At 48.3% G+C, this 18,744-nt stretch carries 15 protein-coding genes; 9 read left to right on the plus strand and 6 right to left on the minus strand.

Translation table 11 applies throughout. The features are described from left to right. The first annotated feature begins 634 nt into the window (after positions 1-634). Positions 635-1,123, plus strand: a complete 489-nt coding sequence (locus ACEN8Z_RS07500; protein WP_495597229.1) for an Hcp family type VI secretion system effector — start codon at positions 635-637, stop codon at positions 1,121-1,123. A gap of 7 nt (positions 1,124-1,130) precedes the next feature. Next, the gene (locus ACEN8Z_RS07505) at positions 1,131-2,108 is read left to right on the plus strand and encodes a hypothetical protein (protein WP_495597230.1); all 978 of its coding nucleotides are present in this window, start codon (positions 1,131-1,133) and stop codon (positions 2,106-2,108) included. A gap of 771 nt (positions 2,109-2,879) precedes the next feature. Here ACEN8Z_RS07505 and ACEN8Z_RS07510 read toward each other — a convergent pair. Together ACEN8Z_RS07510 and ACEN8Z_RS07515 are read right to left on the minus strand one after the other, a co-directional pair. Further along, positions 2,880-3,320 (minus strand): hypothetical protein, encoded by a 441-nt coding sequence (locus ACEN8Z_RS07510; RefSeq protein ID WP_442095776.1) that lies wholly within the window; start codon positions 3,318-3,320, stop codon positions 2,880-2,882. A gap of 262 nt (positions 3,321-3,582) precedes the next feature. After that, positions 3,583-3,894, minus strand: coding sequence for a DUF3077 domain-containing protein (locus tag ACEN8Z_RS07515; protein ID WP_495597231.1), 312 nt, complete (start codon positions 3,892-3,894; stop codon positions 3,583-3,585). Positions 3,895-4,805: 911 nt separating this feature from the next. On the opposite strand from ACEN8Z_RS07515, the gene ACEN8Z_RS07520 reads away from it, so the two are divergent. Both ACEN8Z_RS07520 and ACEN8Z_RS07525 read left to right on the plus strand, forming a co-directional pair. After that, the gene (locus tag ACEN8Z_RS07520) at positions 4,806-6,749 is read left to right on the plus strand and encodes an AAA family ATPase (RefSeq protein ID WP_495597232.1); all 1,944 of its coding nucleotides are present in this window, start codon (positions 4,806-4,808) and stop codon (positions 6,747-6,749) included. Then, positions 6,734-8,716 (plus strand): UvrD-helicase domain-containing protein, encoded by a 1,983-nt coding sequence (locus ACEN8Z_RS07525; protein ID WP_495597233.1) that lies wholly within the window; start codon positions 6,734-6,736, stop codon positions 8,714-8,716. The genes ACEN8Z_RS07520 and ACEN8Z_RS07525 overlap by 16 nt, the downstream gene beginning before the upstream one ends. Before the next feature lie 346 nt (positions 8,717-9,062). On the opposite strand, the gene ACEN8Z_RS07530 is transcribed toward ACEN8Z_RS07525, so the two are convergent. From ACEN8Z_RS07530 to ACEN8Z_RS07545, 4 genes are all read right to left on the minus strand, one after another. After that, positions 9,063-9,500, minus strand: coding sequence for a hypothetical protein (locus ACEN8Z_RS07530; RefSeq protein ID WP_495597234.1), 438 nt, complete (start codon positions 9,498-9,500; stop codon positions 9,063-9,065). Between the two features lie 29 nt (positions 9,501-9,529). Further along, the gene (locus ACEN8Z_RS07535) at positions 9,530-10,174 is read right to left on the minus strand and encodes a DUF2026 family protein (protein WP_495597235.1); all 645 of its coding nucleotides are present in this window, start codon (positions 10,172-10,174) and stop codon (positions 9,530-9,532) included. 240 nt (positions 10,175-10,414) lie between these two features. Beyond that, positions 10,415-10,744: a hypothetical protein gene (locus ACEN8Z_RS07540; protein WP_495597236.1), complete on the minus strand. Its 330-nt coding sequence runs from the start codon at positions 10,742-10,744 to the stop codon at positions 10,415-10,417. Between the two features lie 464 nt (positions 10,745-11,208). Beyond that, complete coding sequence (locus ACEN8Z_RS07545) at positions 11,209-12,135, minus strand: LysR family transcriptional regulator (protein ID WP_495597237.1); 927 nt, start codon at positions 12,133-12,135, stop codon at positions 11,209-11,211. Between the two features lie 112 nt (positions 12,136-12,247). Between ACEN8Z_RS07545 and ACEN8Z_RS07550 the strand changes: the two genes are divergently transcribed. The 5 genes from ACEN8Z_RS07550 to ACEN8Z_RS07570 all read left to right on the plus strand — a co-directional run bounded on the left by ACEN8Z_RS07550 (position 12,248) and on the right by ACEN8Z_RS07570 (position 18,611). Beyond that, entirely contained in the window at positions 12,248-13,486 is a 1,239-nt protein-coding gene (locus ACEN8Z_RS07550; RefSeq protein WP_495597238.1) for a D-amino acid dehydrogenase, read from the plus strand. A gap of 17 nt (positions 13,487-13,503) precedes the next feature. Then, positions 13,504-13,854, plus strand: coding sequence for a RidA family protein (locus tag ACEN8Z_RS07555; protein ID WP_495597239.1), 351 nt, complete (start codon positions 13,504-13,506; stop codon positions 13,852-13,854). Positions 13,855-13,942: 88 nt separating this feature from the next. Beyond that, positions 13,943-15,178, plus strand: coding sequence for an MFS transporter (locus tag ACEN8Z_RS07560; RefSeq protein WP_495597240.1), 1,236 nt, complete (start codon positions 13,943-13,945; stop codon positions 15,176-15,178). A 265-nt stretch (positions 15,179-15,443) separates the two neighbouring features. Then, positions 15,444-16,892 (plus strand): M81 family metallopeptidase, encoded by a 1,449-nt coding sequence (locus tag ACEN8Z_RS07565; RefSeq protein ID WP_495597241.1) that lies wholly within the window; start codon positions 15,444-15,446, stop codon positions 16,890-16,892. A 420-nt stretch (positions 16,893-17,312) separates the two neighbouring features. Continuing rightward, positions 17,313-18,611, plus strand: coding sequence for an OprD family porin (locus ACEN8Z_RS07570; protein WP_495597242.1), 1,299 nt, complete (start codon positions 17,313-17,315; stop codon positions 18,609-18,611). Positions 18,612-18,744: the final 133 nt, after the last annotated feature.

Raw genomic sequence — 18,744 nt, forward strand, 5'->3', positions numbered from 1 at the left:
GCCGTTGGCCAGGGCACCCTGAACGGGCATCTTGTTGTGCCCGGCACGGTCTTCGCCGCGCCTCTACTGGGCATAAAGGGCAGCTTGCCACGCTGCTATTGATCGAACCGCACCAAAGCGACGTGCTCGGTTCTGCCTACGACTATCCATTAAGTCTAGATGAGTGGTGCAGGGGGCGTTCACACACTGGCCTAATGCCCGGAGGGTCTGTCGATGGGGGATGTATAGCAAGCATTACAGGTGAGAAGAAGCATCAGAACCGTGGGCCATTCTATGGTGCAGATGCGCTGATTCATTCCGCCGTAACCCGAAAGCCATTCCCTGAGCCGAATACTAAAAAGCCCCGAAAAACTTCGAGGCCAATCCCAAATCCCAGCCACCACACAAAACCCCTGTGGGAGCCAGTCTGCTGGCGATAGCGCCAGCCTAACCACCATCAAAGCTGACGACGCAACAGAACCAACCTCCAATGCCTACGGCGTGGAAACGTCCTACATCCGACTGCCGAAACAGAATCGGAAACATCTGATTCTGTTTTTTGGCGATGGCTGAATGAGGCATCGCTGATTCCGAACGGCGTAGATTTCCTGGTCCTTTAAAAACTAGACAATCCACCCTGCCAAGGAGCGGTCTCATGGCGTTTGACGCTTTTATCAAAATCGAAGGTATTCCAGGCGAAGCGCTGGACGAAAAATACCGCAACTGGATCGAAGTGAGTGGCTATAGCTTTAGCACCTGTCAAAGCACTTCAGCCACCGCCAGCTCTGCCGGTGGCGCAACTGCCGGCCGGACAACGCTGAGCCATTTCACTTTTACCAAAACGCTGGACAAGTCCAGCTGCAAACTGATGGAAGCCAGTTGCGCCGGTGAGCACCTGAAAGAAGTCACCCTGGTGCTAAGCCGTGCGGGTGCCGAGAAGCTCAAGTACTACGAGATCGTGCTCGAGGAAGTCATCATCGCCGATTACGCGCAAAATGCTGCAGCCGGCGTTCCAATTGAAATCGTGCAACTGAATTATGGCCGCATTAAAACCGTGTACACCCAGCAAAAACGCAGTGATGGTGCCGGCGGCGGTAACATCGCGGGCGGCTGGGATCGCATCGGTAATAAAAGATATTCGTGAGGCACAGATGACAGAGCCTCTAGCGTTTATCAATTTCCGAACCCAGTCTTTCGAATCTCTCAAGGCCGAGCTGCGACTAACTGGCATTGCAAAAAACAAGTTTGATGCACTCAACAGCCATATCGCCAACACTGTGGTGTTGGCAGGCGAGTTAGTGATCATCGGTGATGTAACGACCTCATCCAGTACCCATCAAGAGGCGTACTTGATGACCAAGGCGAGGGACATTCACCTCGCCCTGCTGACTAATCAAGTCGACGCCGACGACTTCTTTCTCGACAACTTCGAGTTGCTGCAGGGCTTACTCGACGATGGCGCTATTGGCGCCGGGGTTGTCAGTGATGGGTGGAGCAAACACATGGCCGCGATAAAGACCACGCTAGAGGAGATCGAACAGGCCCATAAAAACTATCTGCGCAGCGGATCTATTGCCGCCAGAGACAGGTTCTACAGCGAACGCGCCAGATTGTTCGTCAAGCTGGAAAAACAACTGGGCAATGTAGCCTCCTACGGCTCGGGGCTTCGTTCCCAAGGTTCGATAAAACGAATGCTGGGGATTTCGACCAAGAGTTACATGAGTACTGGCGAGATTGCCGGATATGCGCAGAAGGTCAGTGGCGTGGCCAGGGCGGCGAAGCTGATCAAGCGAGGAGTCTACATCGGCACTGCGCTGGAGGTTGCCTCTGCGGGGCTGAAGATCAAGCAGGCATGTGCGTTGGGACGGGAGGATGAGTGTACGAAGGCGAAGTATGTCGAGGGCTCTTCTTTGGCGGGAAGCCTTGTTGGTGGAGCCGTTGTAGGGAGCTTTGGAGGGCAGGCAACGATCTTTGGGTGCATGTTGGTGTTAGGTATCGCCAGTAGCGGGCCTGGTGCACTCGTATGCGGCGTAGTTGGCGGTGCAGTGGGGGGAGTGGGAGGTGGACGGATAGGCGAAATGGCGGGTGAGCACATTGGTGAATACCTCTATGAAGTAGTAGCGAAATGAATAATATCCCCCTCGGCCTAGTATCATTGTTAATGCTGGGTTCATTAGTATTTGTAGCGATATGGTTGGTTTACATTGTGCATGTTTACACCGAAAAATCGGAAACATTGTTGCGCAATAGTCATTTCATAAATATTAACAGGTCAGCATTTTCTCATATGGGTTTTGTTGGGAAGGTTGTGCGTAGTGGCGTTCTCACTATGGTCCTGATAATGCCGAGGTTTTCCGCGAAGAGAGGTATTGTGGATCTTGTGGAAGTCGAAAGTTTCCCGAGAGGCTTAAAGTGGATGTTGATTGTCTCATGGGGATTAGGTTGGTTATTAAGTATCACCCTAATAATGTTTGGTGTTTATCTGAAATATATTGAGTGAATTGGGCGGGCTGATTTATTGTTAGTTGGAGAAGTGGCTGAAAATTGATTTGTCGCGACCCAAGGCACCCCACCGGAAGCACTCTGAGGCCGGAAATCTCAAAACCGAATCCCCAGCATTTACTTTGCCCCAAGCAATAAAAAGCCCCGAAAACCCCGGGACTAATCCCAAATCTCACTAAACACACAAAGCCCCCTGTGGGAGCGAGCTTGCTCGCGATAGCGCCAGCCCAACCACCACAAAAAGCCAAGCTGAAACCCAACCCACTGTAGGAGCGAGCCTGCTCGCGAAAAACGCAAGGCAATCAACATCTGCTGTTGAATGAGCACCGTCATACTGCAAGCAGCCTGAGAGGGATAATCCCCCGCTCCCACGCTATGCATGGAAGCGGGGAAAACCCTTAACCAAGCTCACCACAGAAAATATCGGGATTCCCATCGGCCGGGCTTGTCCGCATCACCAGCGCGTATCCGCCGGACCGCAGCGAGTCATAAGCCATAGGCACGCTCTTCCAGAGTTGGATGCCCGCCTGCTCGTTGAAGTTGTCAGCCACGATGCGATTGAGTGAATAGACCGGCTTGGGCTCGTGCCTGGCGCAGCTTCCCGAGTAGATATAGGTATACAAGTGCGCCGGAATTGCAGTGCCAATGGGTACACCGCCCACGAACAATGAGAGCGCCGTCTCACTACTGTTCAAGGGGGTCAGAATGGCCTGAGCGATATGCCCGGCATTGTGAGTAGTTGCATTCAAGGGAACGGCAACGATTTGCTTCGGGGCTGCACCAACCACGGAGATCCATCCTGCCGCTACCAGCAACGCCAGCGAAGTTACGACCTTCATCGTAAAACCTCCCGCCTTGTAAGGGCTCGTTGAAGAGATCCCCCACTGAATTTTAGTCAGCTGTACAAATCCTGAGGTTATTCGGATGGTCGGTCCAATAGCCATTGGGTTGTAGCAAATCCACTGTAGGAGCGAGCTCGCTCGCGAAAAACGCAAGGCATCCACATATCCCGCTGAATACCCTGGCCACCGCAACCCAGCCCGTTCCCACAAGCGTCATGCCTGACTTCTGAAATCTGAAGCTATTTCAGTGTTTCAATCACTACCCCTCAGCCTTTACCCCCGCTTGCCTGGAGGCCGACGCACAAGTCCGATCCCGCGTCAGCACCTTCACCGCATCATCCACCAACGCCTTACTCATCGAAGTCAGATAATGCGCAGCCCAGGCGTGACGGTCGGTGTCTCTGGCATAAGCAGCATCTTCAGTGAGCGTTTTAGCCAGGAACAGAAAATCGGAGGCCATGGACAACGCATCGCCGAGAGGAACGCCGCGAGTGACATGAAACAGCGCTTGATCCGCACAGTAGATTGCGGGTGTCAGGCCGATGGTTTTGAGTTCAGATTGGTCGGTCATTGGCCACCTCCGAGGATGGAGAGGCAATGGGGGAGGGCGTTACGCGATTGGGAATTGCGTAGAGGGAAAAGCCAAATTTCAAACGGATTGATACTGCGCATTATCCAACTCCTTGATATGAGGAGCTGCCACGTTCGTTACCACACGAATGGGTGACAGCTGTGCGCAGGGTGGTAAACCGGGAATCAAGGAAACCGGCACGCCCGAGGGCGTCCCACGCACAGCCGCCATAACTCACGCCGCAGGCATAAAAAAAGCGCCTGATGACGTGAATGGGGCGCTGTTGCGCCTTGAATAACTCGGGTTACCACACCCGGTCGCTGAATTGGCAGCGACGGTGGAAGGGTATCGTGCGGGCCCTTTTCTCGCAACCTTCGAACGCATCGGCCTCAGATCTACGCTGAGAAACAATATGGAGTGTCCCTTCTTGTACTTTTTCCATGGTCTTGATGTGGCAAAAATGAAGAGTTTCCACGTGTTAAGTAGGATTTTTTCTATACACCATAGGGGAGTAGCTTGAGATATTGGATGTGATTTCTAGAGCTTAAATCAATAAGCTGGTTTAAGTATCAGTGCACCTTTTGTTGTGCTTCTCATTAGGTTCTAAAGTTGCTGATTTCAAGGTCTTCGTTCGCTGCCTGTTTAGACTCCGAAAATATTGTGATTCTTCTCTGTTGTCTTATTATGATACTAGTTTGATTTGTATAGGTATTGGTTTTTTGAATTAGTGGAGACGGAGGGAAGTATATAGGCCTGCCGACTTATTTATTATATATTCGTGGTTGCCGAAAAATTCTGTTGAATAACAGCATTTTGACGTCTATCTTGGATGGTGGCCAGTAGCCTTTTCCCTAATAAAAAAGGGATTTGTGGGCTGCAGAATTAAACTGTTATTCATGGATTGAGAAAAAATGAAAGTCACCAAGATCACTGCCAAGAATTTTAGAATGTTGAGAGACGCAACTTTAGACTTGCGTCGTGATTTATCCCTCCTTATTGGGCGGAATAATAGCGGTAAAACTTCGTTTTTAGTTCTTTTTGAACGTTTTTATGAGTCCTCGATGAAGTTTACGTTTGATGACTTCCCTATGGAATATCGGGGCCAAATACTGGCAATGCAGCATGGGAAGAGAATCGATGATTTAGCGATTCAAATGACTCTCGAAATCGAATTTCACGAAGATGATGATCTCAAAAAAATCTCGGACTTTATTCTGGATTTAGACGAAAATAATAATATAGTTAAGATTTTGTTTGAGTGTGTCATAGACTCAGATCGGCTTCTTAGGGATCTTGAGTTGGTTACTAGTTGCAAAGAGCGCTATATCAAGAAAAATTTATATAAGTACTTGGTTAGTAATTTATATGCTTTCATGAAGGATGAAGATGTTAAGGAAAATAGGCAGGCCCTAGTGCCGAAAGATAAAAGTTTGATTCGGGCGCTAATAAATTTCGAGATAATTCATGCAAGAAGGGACGTCGCAAGCTCTGAGGGCGGAAAAAAGGTTTTATCTAGGCTTACTACGCAGTACTTTAATAAAGCAAACGATGAACAAGAGCATTTTGACCCAGTTAACGAGTTGTTGATTGGGATGGATGAGGGGCTAGAAAAAAAATACGAAGAGTTTTTTAATCCATTTCTGGCTGGTGCAAAAAAATTTTTAGGTATTGATAATATCAAGGTGATTTCAAACCTTGAATCAAAGGAGGTTTTAGATAATTGCTCACAGGTAGTATACGGTGGAGATGGAAGTTTTCTGCCTGAGACCTATAATGGTCTAGGGCATATGAATATTCTTTATTTGCTATTGGCTATTGAGATAAGAAAGGAGTCGTTTAATAAAAGTAAATGCCAAATAAATTTGCTTTTTATTGAAGAGCCTGAAGCGCACACGCACCCACAAATTCAGTATGTGTTTTCAACTAAAATCAAATCTATACTGTCTGAAATTGATAATCTTCAGACAGTAATAACAACCCATTCATCGCATATAGTATCTCAATGCAATTTTGAAGATATTAGGTATTTTAAGTCTTCAGATACTGGGGTGGAGATAAAGAACTTTCATTCCGAGCTCGAGAGAAAGTATGCTGCTGATATAGATTCTTTCAATTTCATAAAGCAGTATCTTACGCTTAGTGCCTGTGAGTTGTTTTTTGCCAGTAAGGTCGTGTTTATAGAGGGGCTCACGGAAAGAGTGTTGTGGGACTATTTTGTAAGTCGTTTTGATAGTTTGGATGATGCTGAACAAACACGAGTGCCACTATCATCGCAGAATATTACAGTCTTGGAGGCCGGAGCGAACGCTAAGGCGTTTAGGCATTTTTTAGATTTTATTGGCATTAAAGCGCTAATTGTAACTGATATTGATACTACCGTTTTTAAAGAAGGTGAGGACGGGAAAAAGGGCGGGTATGTATCTTGTAGCGTAAATGAGGGGACTCACACTAGTAACGCAACGATAAGATATTATTTAGGCTCGCCAGGCTTCGAAGAGGTGGAGGAATTTGATAAGTGGTTTGCCAATCTGAAAAAACATGGATTACAGTTAGAAGATGTTAATCCATATATTGCGTATCAAAAATCTGAAAATGATTACCATGGAAGAAGCTTTGAGGATGCTTTTGTAAATATCAACTTGGATCTTATAAAAGAGAATATATCAAATATCCAAGGCTTGAAAAATATATCTGCAATTAATGATGGGATATCCTCTTACGAACTAGTAGATAAGGTGTTAGACAAGAAATCTGCATTCGCTTCCTCCTTGTTATTCTTAGCCTTGACAAAAGAAAATGTTCAGTGGAAAACGCCTGTATATATTGAGGAGGGCATAAAATGGCTGGCGAAATGAGTCCTATCTCAGAAGTCCTTCATTGCGTTGATAGTGGTATCGATTTTGTATTGCAAGGGGGGGCGGGGAGTGGAAAAACTGAATCGTTAAAAACAGTTTTAAGTCATATTACAAAAAGCTACCCTGATCGTTTGGCTGTTTGTATTACTCATACTAACTTGGCTTCTGAAGAAATAGCGAAGCGAGTTGGCGGCTCGCATAAAATTTCCACAATTCATTCTTTTCTATATGGCCTTATAAAAAACTATACGTTGGATATACACTCTGTAATTTTTGAAGTGTTTAGGATGCGATTGGTGCAGGAGTTTTTCATTCCTGTTGGTGATGCAGAGCATAAAAGATATAAAAAAGCTTATGAGAAATTTGCTGATGCGCTTTACGCAATAAAAGGAGAGAAGGTTTCAAAGTGTCCTGGGAAACGACTGTTTGACAAGGATCAGGATGGGTATGTTGCTGAGTTGAACACCAAAATTGAGGAGTTTAACTTATTTATAATAGCCCGAATCGCTTCGGTACCACATTACGAGATTGTATACAATGAATCCCCGTTTGACCGGTTTGATGAGTTAAGTTTTGGTCACGATGGTCTTATAACAATATCATGTCTTTTATTAAAAAAGCCTAAGCTCTTAAGGATTTTGTTTGATAAATACGACTATGTATTCATCGACGAGTATCAAGATACCAATCCAGGGATAATTGAGGTTTTCGTTAATGGGGTGAAAAATAGACCTGGAAAAGTTTTAGGCCTTTTTGGGGATTCTATGCAGGGAATCTATGAGGATGGTGTGGGTGACGTCGAAAAGTATGTGGAGCGCAAAGAATTACATAAGGTCAACAAGCCAGATAACTATCGTTGCTCAGTTCAGGTAATTGAATTTATAAATAAGTTTAGAGTTGACGATTTAACGCAACAACTCGCTTTGAAAACAACTGACGGAGTAGAGGAACGCGCTGAGGAGCGGCAGGGAGTCGTTAAGCTTTACTATGCTGTTTGCAACGATAGGCCAAACGCTTTCAGCGATGCGACTATAAAGGCGGAGTATTTTGATAAAATTAATCGTTTAATTGAAATTGCATCTGAAGGTGGTGAGCAAAAAACTCTAATTCTCACAAATAAAGCAATTTCAAAGAAGGCAGGGTTTGGGGCTTTATTTGATATTTTTAATGACCGATTTAGTGTTTCAATAAATGATAGGTTGGAAGAGTATCTGTCAGCTCTGCAGTACAGTGAAGTGCACTCTTTGATGAGTTTGTTCGAATCGAAAAATTTTCATGAGATATTGCAGGTTGTTAAAAGGTCTGGCTACTTAATTCACAGTCTTGCTAGCAAGCAACAACTATCAGCGCGATTGCATGAGTTGTTTGCTGGTGGGCGAAGTGCAGAGGAGTCAGTAGAATTTGCAATAAAAAACAACCTAATAACCGAGTCAGAGGCTCGGCGCAGGGTTCTCCGGAGAAAAGAAAAGTTCTTGGAGGGGCTAGTTGGTGATGAGGAGTATCAAAAATTTAAAGCTCTGTATGTTAGTGGAGCGAAAAGCTTTACTAAGGTTTCGGAGCAAATGGAGTATTTAGATGAGTATGATTATGCTCAGTTGCTGAAAAAAATTAAGGTGGAAACGTTTTATCATAATCTTGTTGATGTCGGGGTTTCGATGGGGGAGGCAAGTAACTACTTGAGGTATGTTAACGAAGAAACTCCGTTCATTACAATGCATAAGACCAAAGGCTCCGGGATTAAGGATACTTTGGTGGTTATGGAGGATTTTTTTTGGAAGAGCTCTTACAATTTTAACGGTCTTTTTTCAAAGGATAAGTTTGATGAGTTTGATTTCGATGTGAAAAAAATTCTTTATGTCGCATGCTCTCGAACTATACGAAATTTAACATGCGTCCGAATGTTGTCGGAAGAGGAAAAGGAAAATATTTACGAGTTTTTTGATGAAGTGGTAGAGGTCGTGCTGTGAGATGTTCTTGGTAGTAAAGTGGCGGCTTGCAGGTTGCTGCTCTCAGTAAGTGGTTCTATTTTGAGGGAGTTAAGACTCTGCGATTTCTTGCGTTGATAAAGTGGGGCGATGCGCATGCAGTTTGCAATTTGGCAGCTGTATGTGCGTCTCTTATTAACCTTTGGGGGGCAAGTGTTTTTTTTGGATTTCATATTTTATCGAGGTATGAAGAGAGCGGAAAACGGAAAGGGGACCGGAAAGGGGACAGATTTATTTTAGGGAAAAGGCAGGGAAAAGGGGACAGATTTATTTTCCGGCTAAGAGAAATAAATCTGTCCCTTTGTTGTCTTCGGGGTTTGGCCAACTCTCACCCCAGACTCTCCCGATGTGACTTTTTGAATAGACTCCACCACCATGGCTTAGCCTCCCGTTTGGCGCGCTCCCAATCGTGCTTCAGTAGGTATGCCACGCGTTTCGAAAACTCAGGGAGCCGCTTTACAGGTTCTTTGCATTCAGAAAGCCCCTCAATGCATTTGAGGATGGCAATATCCTCAGGGTCAAGAGGGTTCAGCAGCAACTCAAACACCAGTCTCAACTCAGCCAGTGGTGTCTTGACTTCCGGTGTAGCCGCTTTACTCGCAGTCTGATGAACTTTCAGGGCGTTAATGCGAATCTGCTCACGCCACTTAGCACGCTCCTGGGTGATGTTCTCAATTTGGATCTTTCGCTCCGAGGCTCTGAGGCTGACAAATCCCCCTACGAGAGCGGACACGACGGCGGACGTCAGCAGTAGCTCAGTATTCATCGACGCATTATTTCCTCTTTAATTACGACTTACCATGACCCGACGACAAAGCCGTCCTTGAGCTTCATGTTGATGATCTGGCCCTTTTCATCAGCCACAGTGAGAGTGGGACGCATCGGCTTAGGGGGCTTGGTAAACCACTCCAGGCAAGCATTCAAGACATCAGACTGAAGATGGCCTTGCACAAACCTCTTCTTAAGATGGTCGGTCAGCATCTCATTTGGGGAAAAAAAGAAGTCCCCGTCTCTGCTTAGGTCGGTGTGAGACGATGCCATGGTTTCGATCTTTCGTTGGAATGACTTGGACGGTGCCATAAACGGATGGCCTGAGGATTTACAGGTTTCCGGAAAGATAGGGCTCATGAAGTCCACAACGTAATCGCCGCACACCACCAGTGCGTGAAACGCATTATTGGAGCTACTAATTGTGTCGCCTTCTAAGGTAGCGAAGCACAACACGTTGGCGTTTTCTTCATCCACCATCAGGCACATAGCCCCTGCCACGGCATGAGCATCTTTTTTATAATATTTTCTAAGAATGGCTGCACCCGCGACGCTGAAAAACCAGCAAGCGTGGGCTGTTTCCGCGCCTGCCATATCCAAAGCAGAGCGGACAACCCTATGAACTCGCAGGTAATCCTGTAAGGGAATCAGTGATCCAACGTTCTTTTTCATGGATTGCTTCCGCTAGTTGAACATGTCATTTTGCTTGTTGGCTGGATCTGCCTTCGGCGCATTCAGCGGGTGTCGGCAGCATGTTCCGACCGATAGGCCTCACGATCCGCGCCCTCGGTTGCACGGGCGGGGGAAAAGGGGATAGGGGAAAAAGGGGACATATTTTTTATCGGTTAAGACGCGGCGACCAACTTCGGTTCGGCTATTGGGCACTACCGCTTTAAGGCACCCCCGCTTTATTCATAGAATATCTTTTAAATAGTCCTTCAGCGCAATCAGCGGAGCATCAAGCTCCTCCATTGCCCGAATCCCGGCAAATTCCCCCGCCAACCTCCCCAACTCCCGCCCCAACGGCTTATCCACACCCCCAACAGCCTCCAACGCCAACCCCACACACTCACCCACCTTCACCTGAATCCCCTCAACATCCCCCCGCCGCACCAGCAGCTCAAACACATCCCGCTGGTAATCCCCCATCACCAAATCATCTCGCAAAATCGGGCTCTGACCTTCCGATTCATAAGCCAGTTTGAGGGAGAAGAGGGCGACGGTTTCCATGTGTAATTCCATGGGGGGAATCCTTGTGAAATGTTCCGGCGGTGCGGGTGGTGTGGAAGGGCAGGGGCAAAAGCATCGCCAGCAGGCTGGCTCCCACAAGGTGGTGGGGTGTCAGGTGCTTTTCTGCGGGCGAAAAAAAAGGCCTTGCTAAGCAAGACCTTTCTTAATTTTGGTGCCCGAGGGAGACTCGAATATTAGCATAACCGTATAATTAACATAGTTTTTTGCATGTGTACACTTCCACGTTGTACCGTGAAGTGTACACCCTACCTGCCTCCAATAAGGACTGGTGTAGATGGAAGCTTGATCGGATTTCTCCATCTAATTTCCGACGAGCTGTGAATAATATCTACAAGGAACTGGTTACGGATAGACTCCCTGGTCTGCCAAAAAAATGCCGAACCGACACATGGCGAACTTTCGCGATTAACCGTATGCCTATCACTTATTGTAAGGGGGAAACGGTGCCCTGTCTTTCATGGAGCTCGTTCAGAAGGATCTTCGTTCAGCGCGTTCAAAATGCCGGTCGCTTGGTCGTTCAGTATCTGTAGAAGCGCTTGGAATGAGTGGGACTCAGGCTCGTTAGCACGCTTCATGGCGTACAGGGTAACGCTGCAAGGAGGACTGAGCTTCGCAATTTTTGATCGGCTTGAGTTTGATTCATAGGCCGTGAATGGATCGACTATAGCGACTCCGACACCTGACTCGACCAGTGATCGGGCTAGAGAATAAGTTTGAACACGAACGGCAGTTTTAGGTGATGGTTCAACGTTCGCCAGGTAGCTACCTAACTGGCTAAACATCGGATCGATAGGTGAAACCCCGATCAGTTGCTCACCTGCAAGCTCACTGATGTCTACCGGTTTCGATGCAGAGTTGAATTTGTGGCCGAGAGGGCTCAATAACAACAGATCGCCGGTGATGACCGGTATGACGTCCAAACCCGGATGTTCCGGATGTCGAAAGGTCAATGCCAGGTCGATTTCCTGCATGAATAGGTTCTGTACCAGCTCCTGGCTATGCAGGCTGGTCAGTTCGAATCTTGAGTTCTCATGCCGTTGCTGCCAGCTTGCGACAACTCTCGGGAGAAGGGAGGAGGCAAGCGCAGGTGTGGCGCCGATTCTTAGCGTTTCGGACGGCATTTGGCGCAAGCTTTCGGCCAGTCGACGTACCCCGTCAAGGCTGGTGGTGACCTTTCTCACTTCCATTTCCAAGGCCTGGGCCTCGGGCGTGATGAGAAGCTTTCCCTTCACACGTCGAAACAGGGCAAAGCCGAGCTGAGCCTCAGCATGTTGAAGGACCTTGGTGACGGAAGGCTGGCTAACGTGGAGGAGTTCAGCAGCTCCGCTGATTGAGCCTGCCTGCCTGATGGCTTGAAAAATTTCGATGTGACGTAGCCGCATGCGACACCATAACCTTTGTCTATACCCAGTCGATTCTTATTCATTATCCGAAGCCTGTCACCCCCTGCTAAGTTGCGCCAAAGCGTAACAATTTTCGTATAGGGCGACTGCAATGCGGGTAAGCATCATCGGTGGTGGGGTTGTAGGTCTTACAACGGCATATGCCTTGGTACGTCAAGGAGTCGCCGTTGACCTGATTGATGCTCGATCCGAACTGGCGAGCGAAACGAGCTTTGCAAACGGCGGGCAACTCTCCTATCGCTACGTTGCTCCCCTTGCAGATGCAGGTGTGCCAATGCAGGCAATTGGCTGGCTGCTAAAAAGCAATTCTCCCTTAAAGTTACGCCCGCGATTGGACATGCAGCAATGGAAATGGATGGCGGAATTTCTGCTCGCTTGCCGTAGCTCTGTTAACCAGGCAAATGCTCAGAAGCTGCTGGAGCTTGCGTTGCATAGCCGGGACACGCTTCACAATTGGCTATCAGCAGCCGCTATTGATGATTTCGCTTGGAGACGCAATGGCAAGCTGGTTGCCTTCCGCGATGAAGCAAGTTTTAAACACCACAGTAAGCATTTGTCCGACCCTCAGAACCAGCGGGTAGTGACACGCGCTGGGCTTGCAACCCTCGATTCGTGTCTCTCCAACACTCCATTCGTTGGGGGGATTTTCACACCTGATGAAGAGGTAGGTGATTGCTACAAATTTTGCCAGTCTCTCGTCAAAGAGCTGGCTAGTTCCAATTTGTGCAATTTCGTCCTGGGGAAGCCTGTTACAGACGTAGTCCATAGAAATGGGGTGATCGAGAAACTTCGTTTCGGCAATGATGAACTTGACGTACAGAATTTGGTTCTGTGCACCGGTTATAAAACATCAGTGTTGAAATTGCCGCTGCTGTCGATACCGATTTATCCCCTTAAGGGTTATAGCCTCACTGTGCCGATCTCGAAAGGAAATATGGCTCCAGAAGTTAGCATAACTGATTACGATAGAAAGATTGTGTATGCACGTTTGGACGATAAACTGCGAGTAGCTGCAATGGTAGATATCGTCGGATTTAACCCAGAAGTAGATCCTGGTCGAATCAATGCAATTAGATCAGCTGCTCAGGAATTGTTTCCCAATGGTGGAAATTATCGTGAAGCGGTGGAGTGGGCCGGGATGCGTCCAGCTACTCCTACAGGAGTGCCGATAATTGGCGCTACGCCTCATTACAAAAATCTCTGGCTCAACGTCGGTCACGGTGCACTCGGCTTCACTTTAGCCTGCGGAAGTGCTGACTTACTGGCCAACCTGATTAGCGAGCGGAAAGCACCGCTAAACCCTCAGCTTTATTCATATCGAACAGCTTGATTTACCGGAGATCAATCATGACCATCAATCGTCTCAACTCTGGCCCTCGTCTGAGCGCAGCCGCTACGTATGGCAATCTGGTATTTCTGTCCGGCCAGGTGCCGGGTGATGGTGTAACAGCCAGTTCGCAGACACTCCAGGTGCTTGATAAAATCGACGCCCTGTTAGCAGAGGTAGGTTCTCACAAAGATTTGATTTTAAGTGCCACCATCTATCTCAAAGACATTGGGCGAGATTTTGCGGCAATGAATGATGTATGGGAAACCTGGCTGACAAGCGGGGAAGCCCCGACACGGACCACGATGCAAGCGGAACTGGCACGGCCAGAAGTTTTAGTCGAGATCACGGTGGTAGCGGCGGTCCAGTAAGTGTAATTAGACATCTAACAAAATAATTGGCAACTTCAAAAAATTAGATTCACTGCCTCTCAACAATATTTATTATAGAGAGATTGATATGAACAGTTTTGGAAACGAAACTAGTAGAGCGAAAAAAACAATTGTACTCGCCGCATTGTTTTTGGCATGGGCGGTTGGCTACGCAGATCGAATTGTGATGAGCCTTGCAATCATTCCTGTTAGCAAGGAATTTGCCTTGGACGCTCAGCAAGCCGGCATGGTACTTAGTGCATTTTACCTCAGCTATGCGATTATGCAGCTCTTTGGTGGATGGGTCTCTGACCGGTATGGATCGCGAATCGTCATAGTTCTTTGTGTTGTCGCCTGGTCTATTTTCACCGGTGCAACTGCACTGGCTTGGTCATTTGCGTCATTGTTGGTTATTCGGTTTTTATTCGGCATGGGCGAAGGCTGCTTTTCACCCGCCAGTTCTGTGACTGTCGCCGAAACTTTTCCCAAAAATGAGCGCGCACGTGCAAAATCCTTTTTGATATCCACTGCGTACCTAGGGAAGGCTGCAGGTTCCGGCCTACTCGGTTTGACTATGGTGTACCTGGGTTGGCGTGGGTCGTTTCATATCCTGATGGCCCTGGGTGTTATAACCTCGATCATATTGTGGTTTGCCCTCAAGGGAGGGATGGCGGCACAGCGCCTTCGAGCATCGTCGCAGCCTGCCAAGACTAACCAGTTCAAAGAGCTCCTCAAAGACCCCGCTGCATTAAAGCTAACTGCGATTTGGTTCTGCGCGAGCATGCTGAGTATCGGCCTGAACTCCTGGATGCCATCCTATCTTTCAAAAACATACAACATCGACCTGCTTCATGTCGGCCTCGCATCGGCAGTTCCTTACCTTATTGGATTCGCCGGAACAAATGCAGTGGGCTGGATGCTTGATAAATTCGGGAATGGCCGTGAAAAATATTTCATGATGTTTGGCGCATTTGGTTGCATAGCACTCATGACCTTGATGATGAACACCAAGTCCATGTCACTGCTGATCATCTATTGGACGCTTTGCATGCTTTCCTACAACTTCATCTACGCTACCTGCTTTGCAATTCCTTTGAAACGTTTCCGCCCGGACTTGATCGGTAGTGCAACAGGGCTGATGAACTTCGGCGGTCAGCTGGCAGGTTCTGTGGGGCCTATGGCGATGGGCGCGTTAATCGTACAGTTCAATGGATCGTATTTTGCAGCCTTTGGCATGCTGGTCGCGTCATCCGGTGTCGCCCTTCTTATTGCCCTGACATGGCGTGATGCTCCGCAGTCCAGCGCTGCCAACGCCACAGCATAAATCCTATTATGTCAGTGATGCGGTAGGAGTTTTGCCCATCGCATCGCTTCTTACGTCAGACTAAAAAATATTTGTAATCTATACATATAGTTACCAACCACCACCGCCACGGCCATCATAGAAAATGGAATTTCAGGCGATATCCAAGATGAAAGCATCCGCAAATTTATTTGCCAGTTCTTGATACTCCGCCCTGAAGTTTAGAATGCATAGGACGATTACGCGAGCATCGTGGGACACTAGAAATTTAGCAGGAGGTCATAAAATGCGTGTATTCAGTGCTGGTATTGGAACTGAGACTAATACGTTCTCGCCACTGCCAACCGGTCTCGAAGCATTTCGCCTTGGGGGATACTATCCCGCAGGGCAACACCCTCAGCACAGCACCAGGTACTCGGCGCCGCTCATCGTTGCTCGTGAGAGAGGTCGCAAAGAAGGCTGGACGGTGCTAGAAGGCTTGTATGCCCAAGCACAACCCTCAGGATTGGTAACCAGGGCAGCCTACGAGGCCCTACGAGATGAACTACTCACGGATTTGCGCAATGCATTGCCGGTAGATGTGGTACTACTGGGGTTGCATGGGGCAATGGTGGCTGATGGTTATGATGATTGCGAAGGCGATCTCATTGAGCATGTTCGGAAAATTGCAGGCAGCAAAGCAGTCATAGGCTGCGAACTGGACCCGCATGCTCATCTTAGCCCATCGATGGTCATGAACTCTGACGTGCTCATTGCCTATAAGGAATACCCGCACACGGATATCAGGGTGCGCGCAGAAGAGCTGGTAGATATATGTGTAAAAACCTTTACTGGTGAAGTAAGGCCTGTCGCTGCGGTGATAGATACGCACATGGTGGTGCCTATCCATACTACTCGTGAACCTGGTCGATCATTCATTGATAGCCTGATGGAGCTCGAAGGACAAGGTTCTATTTTGACGATTTCAGCTATCCAAGGATTTGCTACAGGCGACGTACCCAGTATGGGGACAAAGCTCCTGGTTTATACAGACAATGATCCAGATAAAGCAGAGACGCTTGCCAAGGAATTGGCTGACAAGCTCATCTCGATTCGCGATCAGTTGCAAATCAGTTATCTTTCGATTGATGAGGCTATAGACTTGGCGCTGGAGGGAAGCATAACACCAGTCATATTAGCTGACCGAGCTGATAACCCAGGCAGCGGTGCTGCTGGCGATTCAACCTTTATCCTGCAGAGGCTGCTAGAGCTCGGTATTCGAGATGTCGCAATTGGGCCTATCTGGGACCCAATGCTGGTGCAGTTTGCTTTTGAGGCGGGGATAAACGCTCGGCTGAGTTTGAGACTGGGCGGAAAAGTTAGCAAAATGTCTGGCGACCCGGTGGATGGGGAATTCTCTGTCAAGGCCCTGCAGCGCAACCACACCATGACCGGACAAGCCGGTGAGACCATGTCTGTTGGCGATGCTGCTCTGGTCGAGATACAAGGAATTGAATGTCTGATAATTTCCAACCGGAACCAAGCCCTCAACGCGGACGTGTTTACAAAGCTAGGGTGTGATTTGATTGGGAAACGCATTGTTGTAGTCAAGTCCGCTCAGCATTTTTACGCGTCCTTTTCAAAGCTGTCGGAGAAGGTTATATACGTGGGCGCACCAGGATCAGCGACCCCCATGTATGACCAGCTTACCTACCTTAAAGCCATGTTGCCCAAGTGGCCAATTACGAAAAACTAGAGCTTAAGCATGAGTAAGCTGTAGCTGAATTTTTATTCAATGCAGCTTGCTCTAGCGTTGTTAGAGTTGTTTTTCAGCTCGGCGAGTTAGATTGAGATAAATGGGCGCAAGTTCTATTGGCACCAATCCATAAAGTGCATGAGCAAGCTGTATATGAATTTTTATCCAATGCAGCTTGCTCTAACGCGTTGTTAGAGTTGTTTTTCAGCTCAGCGAGTTAGCTTGAGCTAAATGGACGCCAGTTCTATTGGCACAAATCCATAAAGTGCATGAGCAAGCTGTATATGAGTTTTATCCAGTGCAGCTTGCTCTAGCGCGTTGTCAGAGTTGTTTTTCAGCTCAGCGAGTTAGCGTGAACTAAATGGGCGCCAGCTCTATTGGCACCAATCCATAAAGATAAATATCTGCAGGGGCTATCGCATGATGAGATTCACCGCCGTCAACACTTCCAGGATGGCTCTGGCCGGCTCCATGATTTGGGGTACGCATGCCTCCGCAGCATTCGTCCAGGACAGCAAGGCCTCCCTCGACATCACCAACTATTACTTCAATAGCGACTATCGCGACGAGGTCAGCAGCAGTGCTAACCAGCAGTCCAAGCGTGCGGAGTGGGCTCAGGGTTTCACCTTGCGCTTCGATTCTGGTTACACCGAGGGGCCGGTAGCGTTCGGTGTCGACGCCATTGGGATGTTAGGACTCAAACTCGACTCCGGGCCAGAGCGCTCCAATACGGGTTTGTTGCAGCAAGACGCGGAAGCCGAACCTGGTAAACCCAGCTATGCCAAGCGTGCACAGGACAGCTATTCCCGGTTGGCGTTGACGGGGAAGGCGAAGATCGCTGAGACGGAGCTCAGGCTAGGCACATTGATACCGGAGCTTCCGGTGATCAATGCCAACACGAGCCGTCTGTTTCCTACCACCTACCAAGGTGCTCAGATCACGTCGAGTGACATTGCTGATTTGAAGTTGACCGGCGGTGTGATCAATCGAGCACAGGATCGCAACTCGCAAGATTACGAGCCGATGACTGTGGACTCGCGCAACAGTCGCTTTGTGGTTACTGGCGAAAGCGACCGCTTTTACTACGGCGGAGCTCAGTACAGCCTGACGCCATCTCTGACAGCCAGTTACTTTTACGGAGAGCTTCAGGACTTTTATACCCAGCACTACCTGGGTTTGCGATACAGCATCCCATTCGGCCCTGGGAAGCTGGGTGCTGAAGCACGCTACTTCCTTACCGGTGACTCGGGTGCTCGCTATGCCGGCGATATCGACAACAAGGCTCTAGCTGGCAAGCTGGATTACACACTCGGCGGTGCGAAGTTTTCGCTGGGTTACCAGAGCCTCTCCGGTGATACAGCCTTCGCCTTCATCGACGGCACCAACACAACGCTGTTCACCGAAGTCCAGGTCAGTAACTTCAGTGAAGCTGAAGAGAAAACCACCTTCGCACGCTTCGACTACGACTTCGCAGTCCTCGGCGTGCCTGGGCTGAGCTTCATGACCCGATACCTCACAGGACGTGATGCTGAGGTCCGCAATGGATCTGGCGGCTCCACGGAGTGGGAGCGAAATACGGACATTGCCTACGTGTTCCAGAAGGGTTCGGTACTGAAGAACCTCAGCGTTCGCCTGCGTAACGCTACCTACCGAAGCGACTTCCAGAGAGATGTGGATCAGAACCGGTTGATCCTCTCCTACACCTTGCCATTGATGTGACCCACCTTCGTTAATTTGATCGAGGTTTTACAATGTGTTGTTCACTTCCGGTTCCCTTTGCGTCTTGTAATCGACGACCATCCGGGCGCCGGTTCCAAAATGGGACTAATAGGGAATCCGAAGTGCCTCAAGC

Source organism: Pseudomonas sp. Pseusp10 (genome assembly GCF_059492225.1).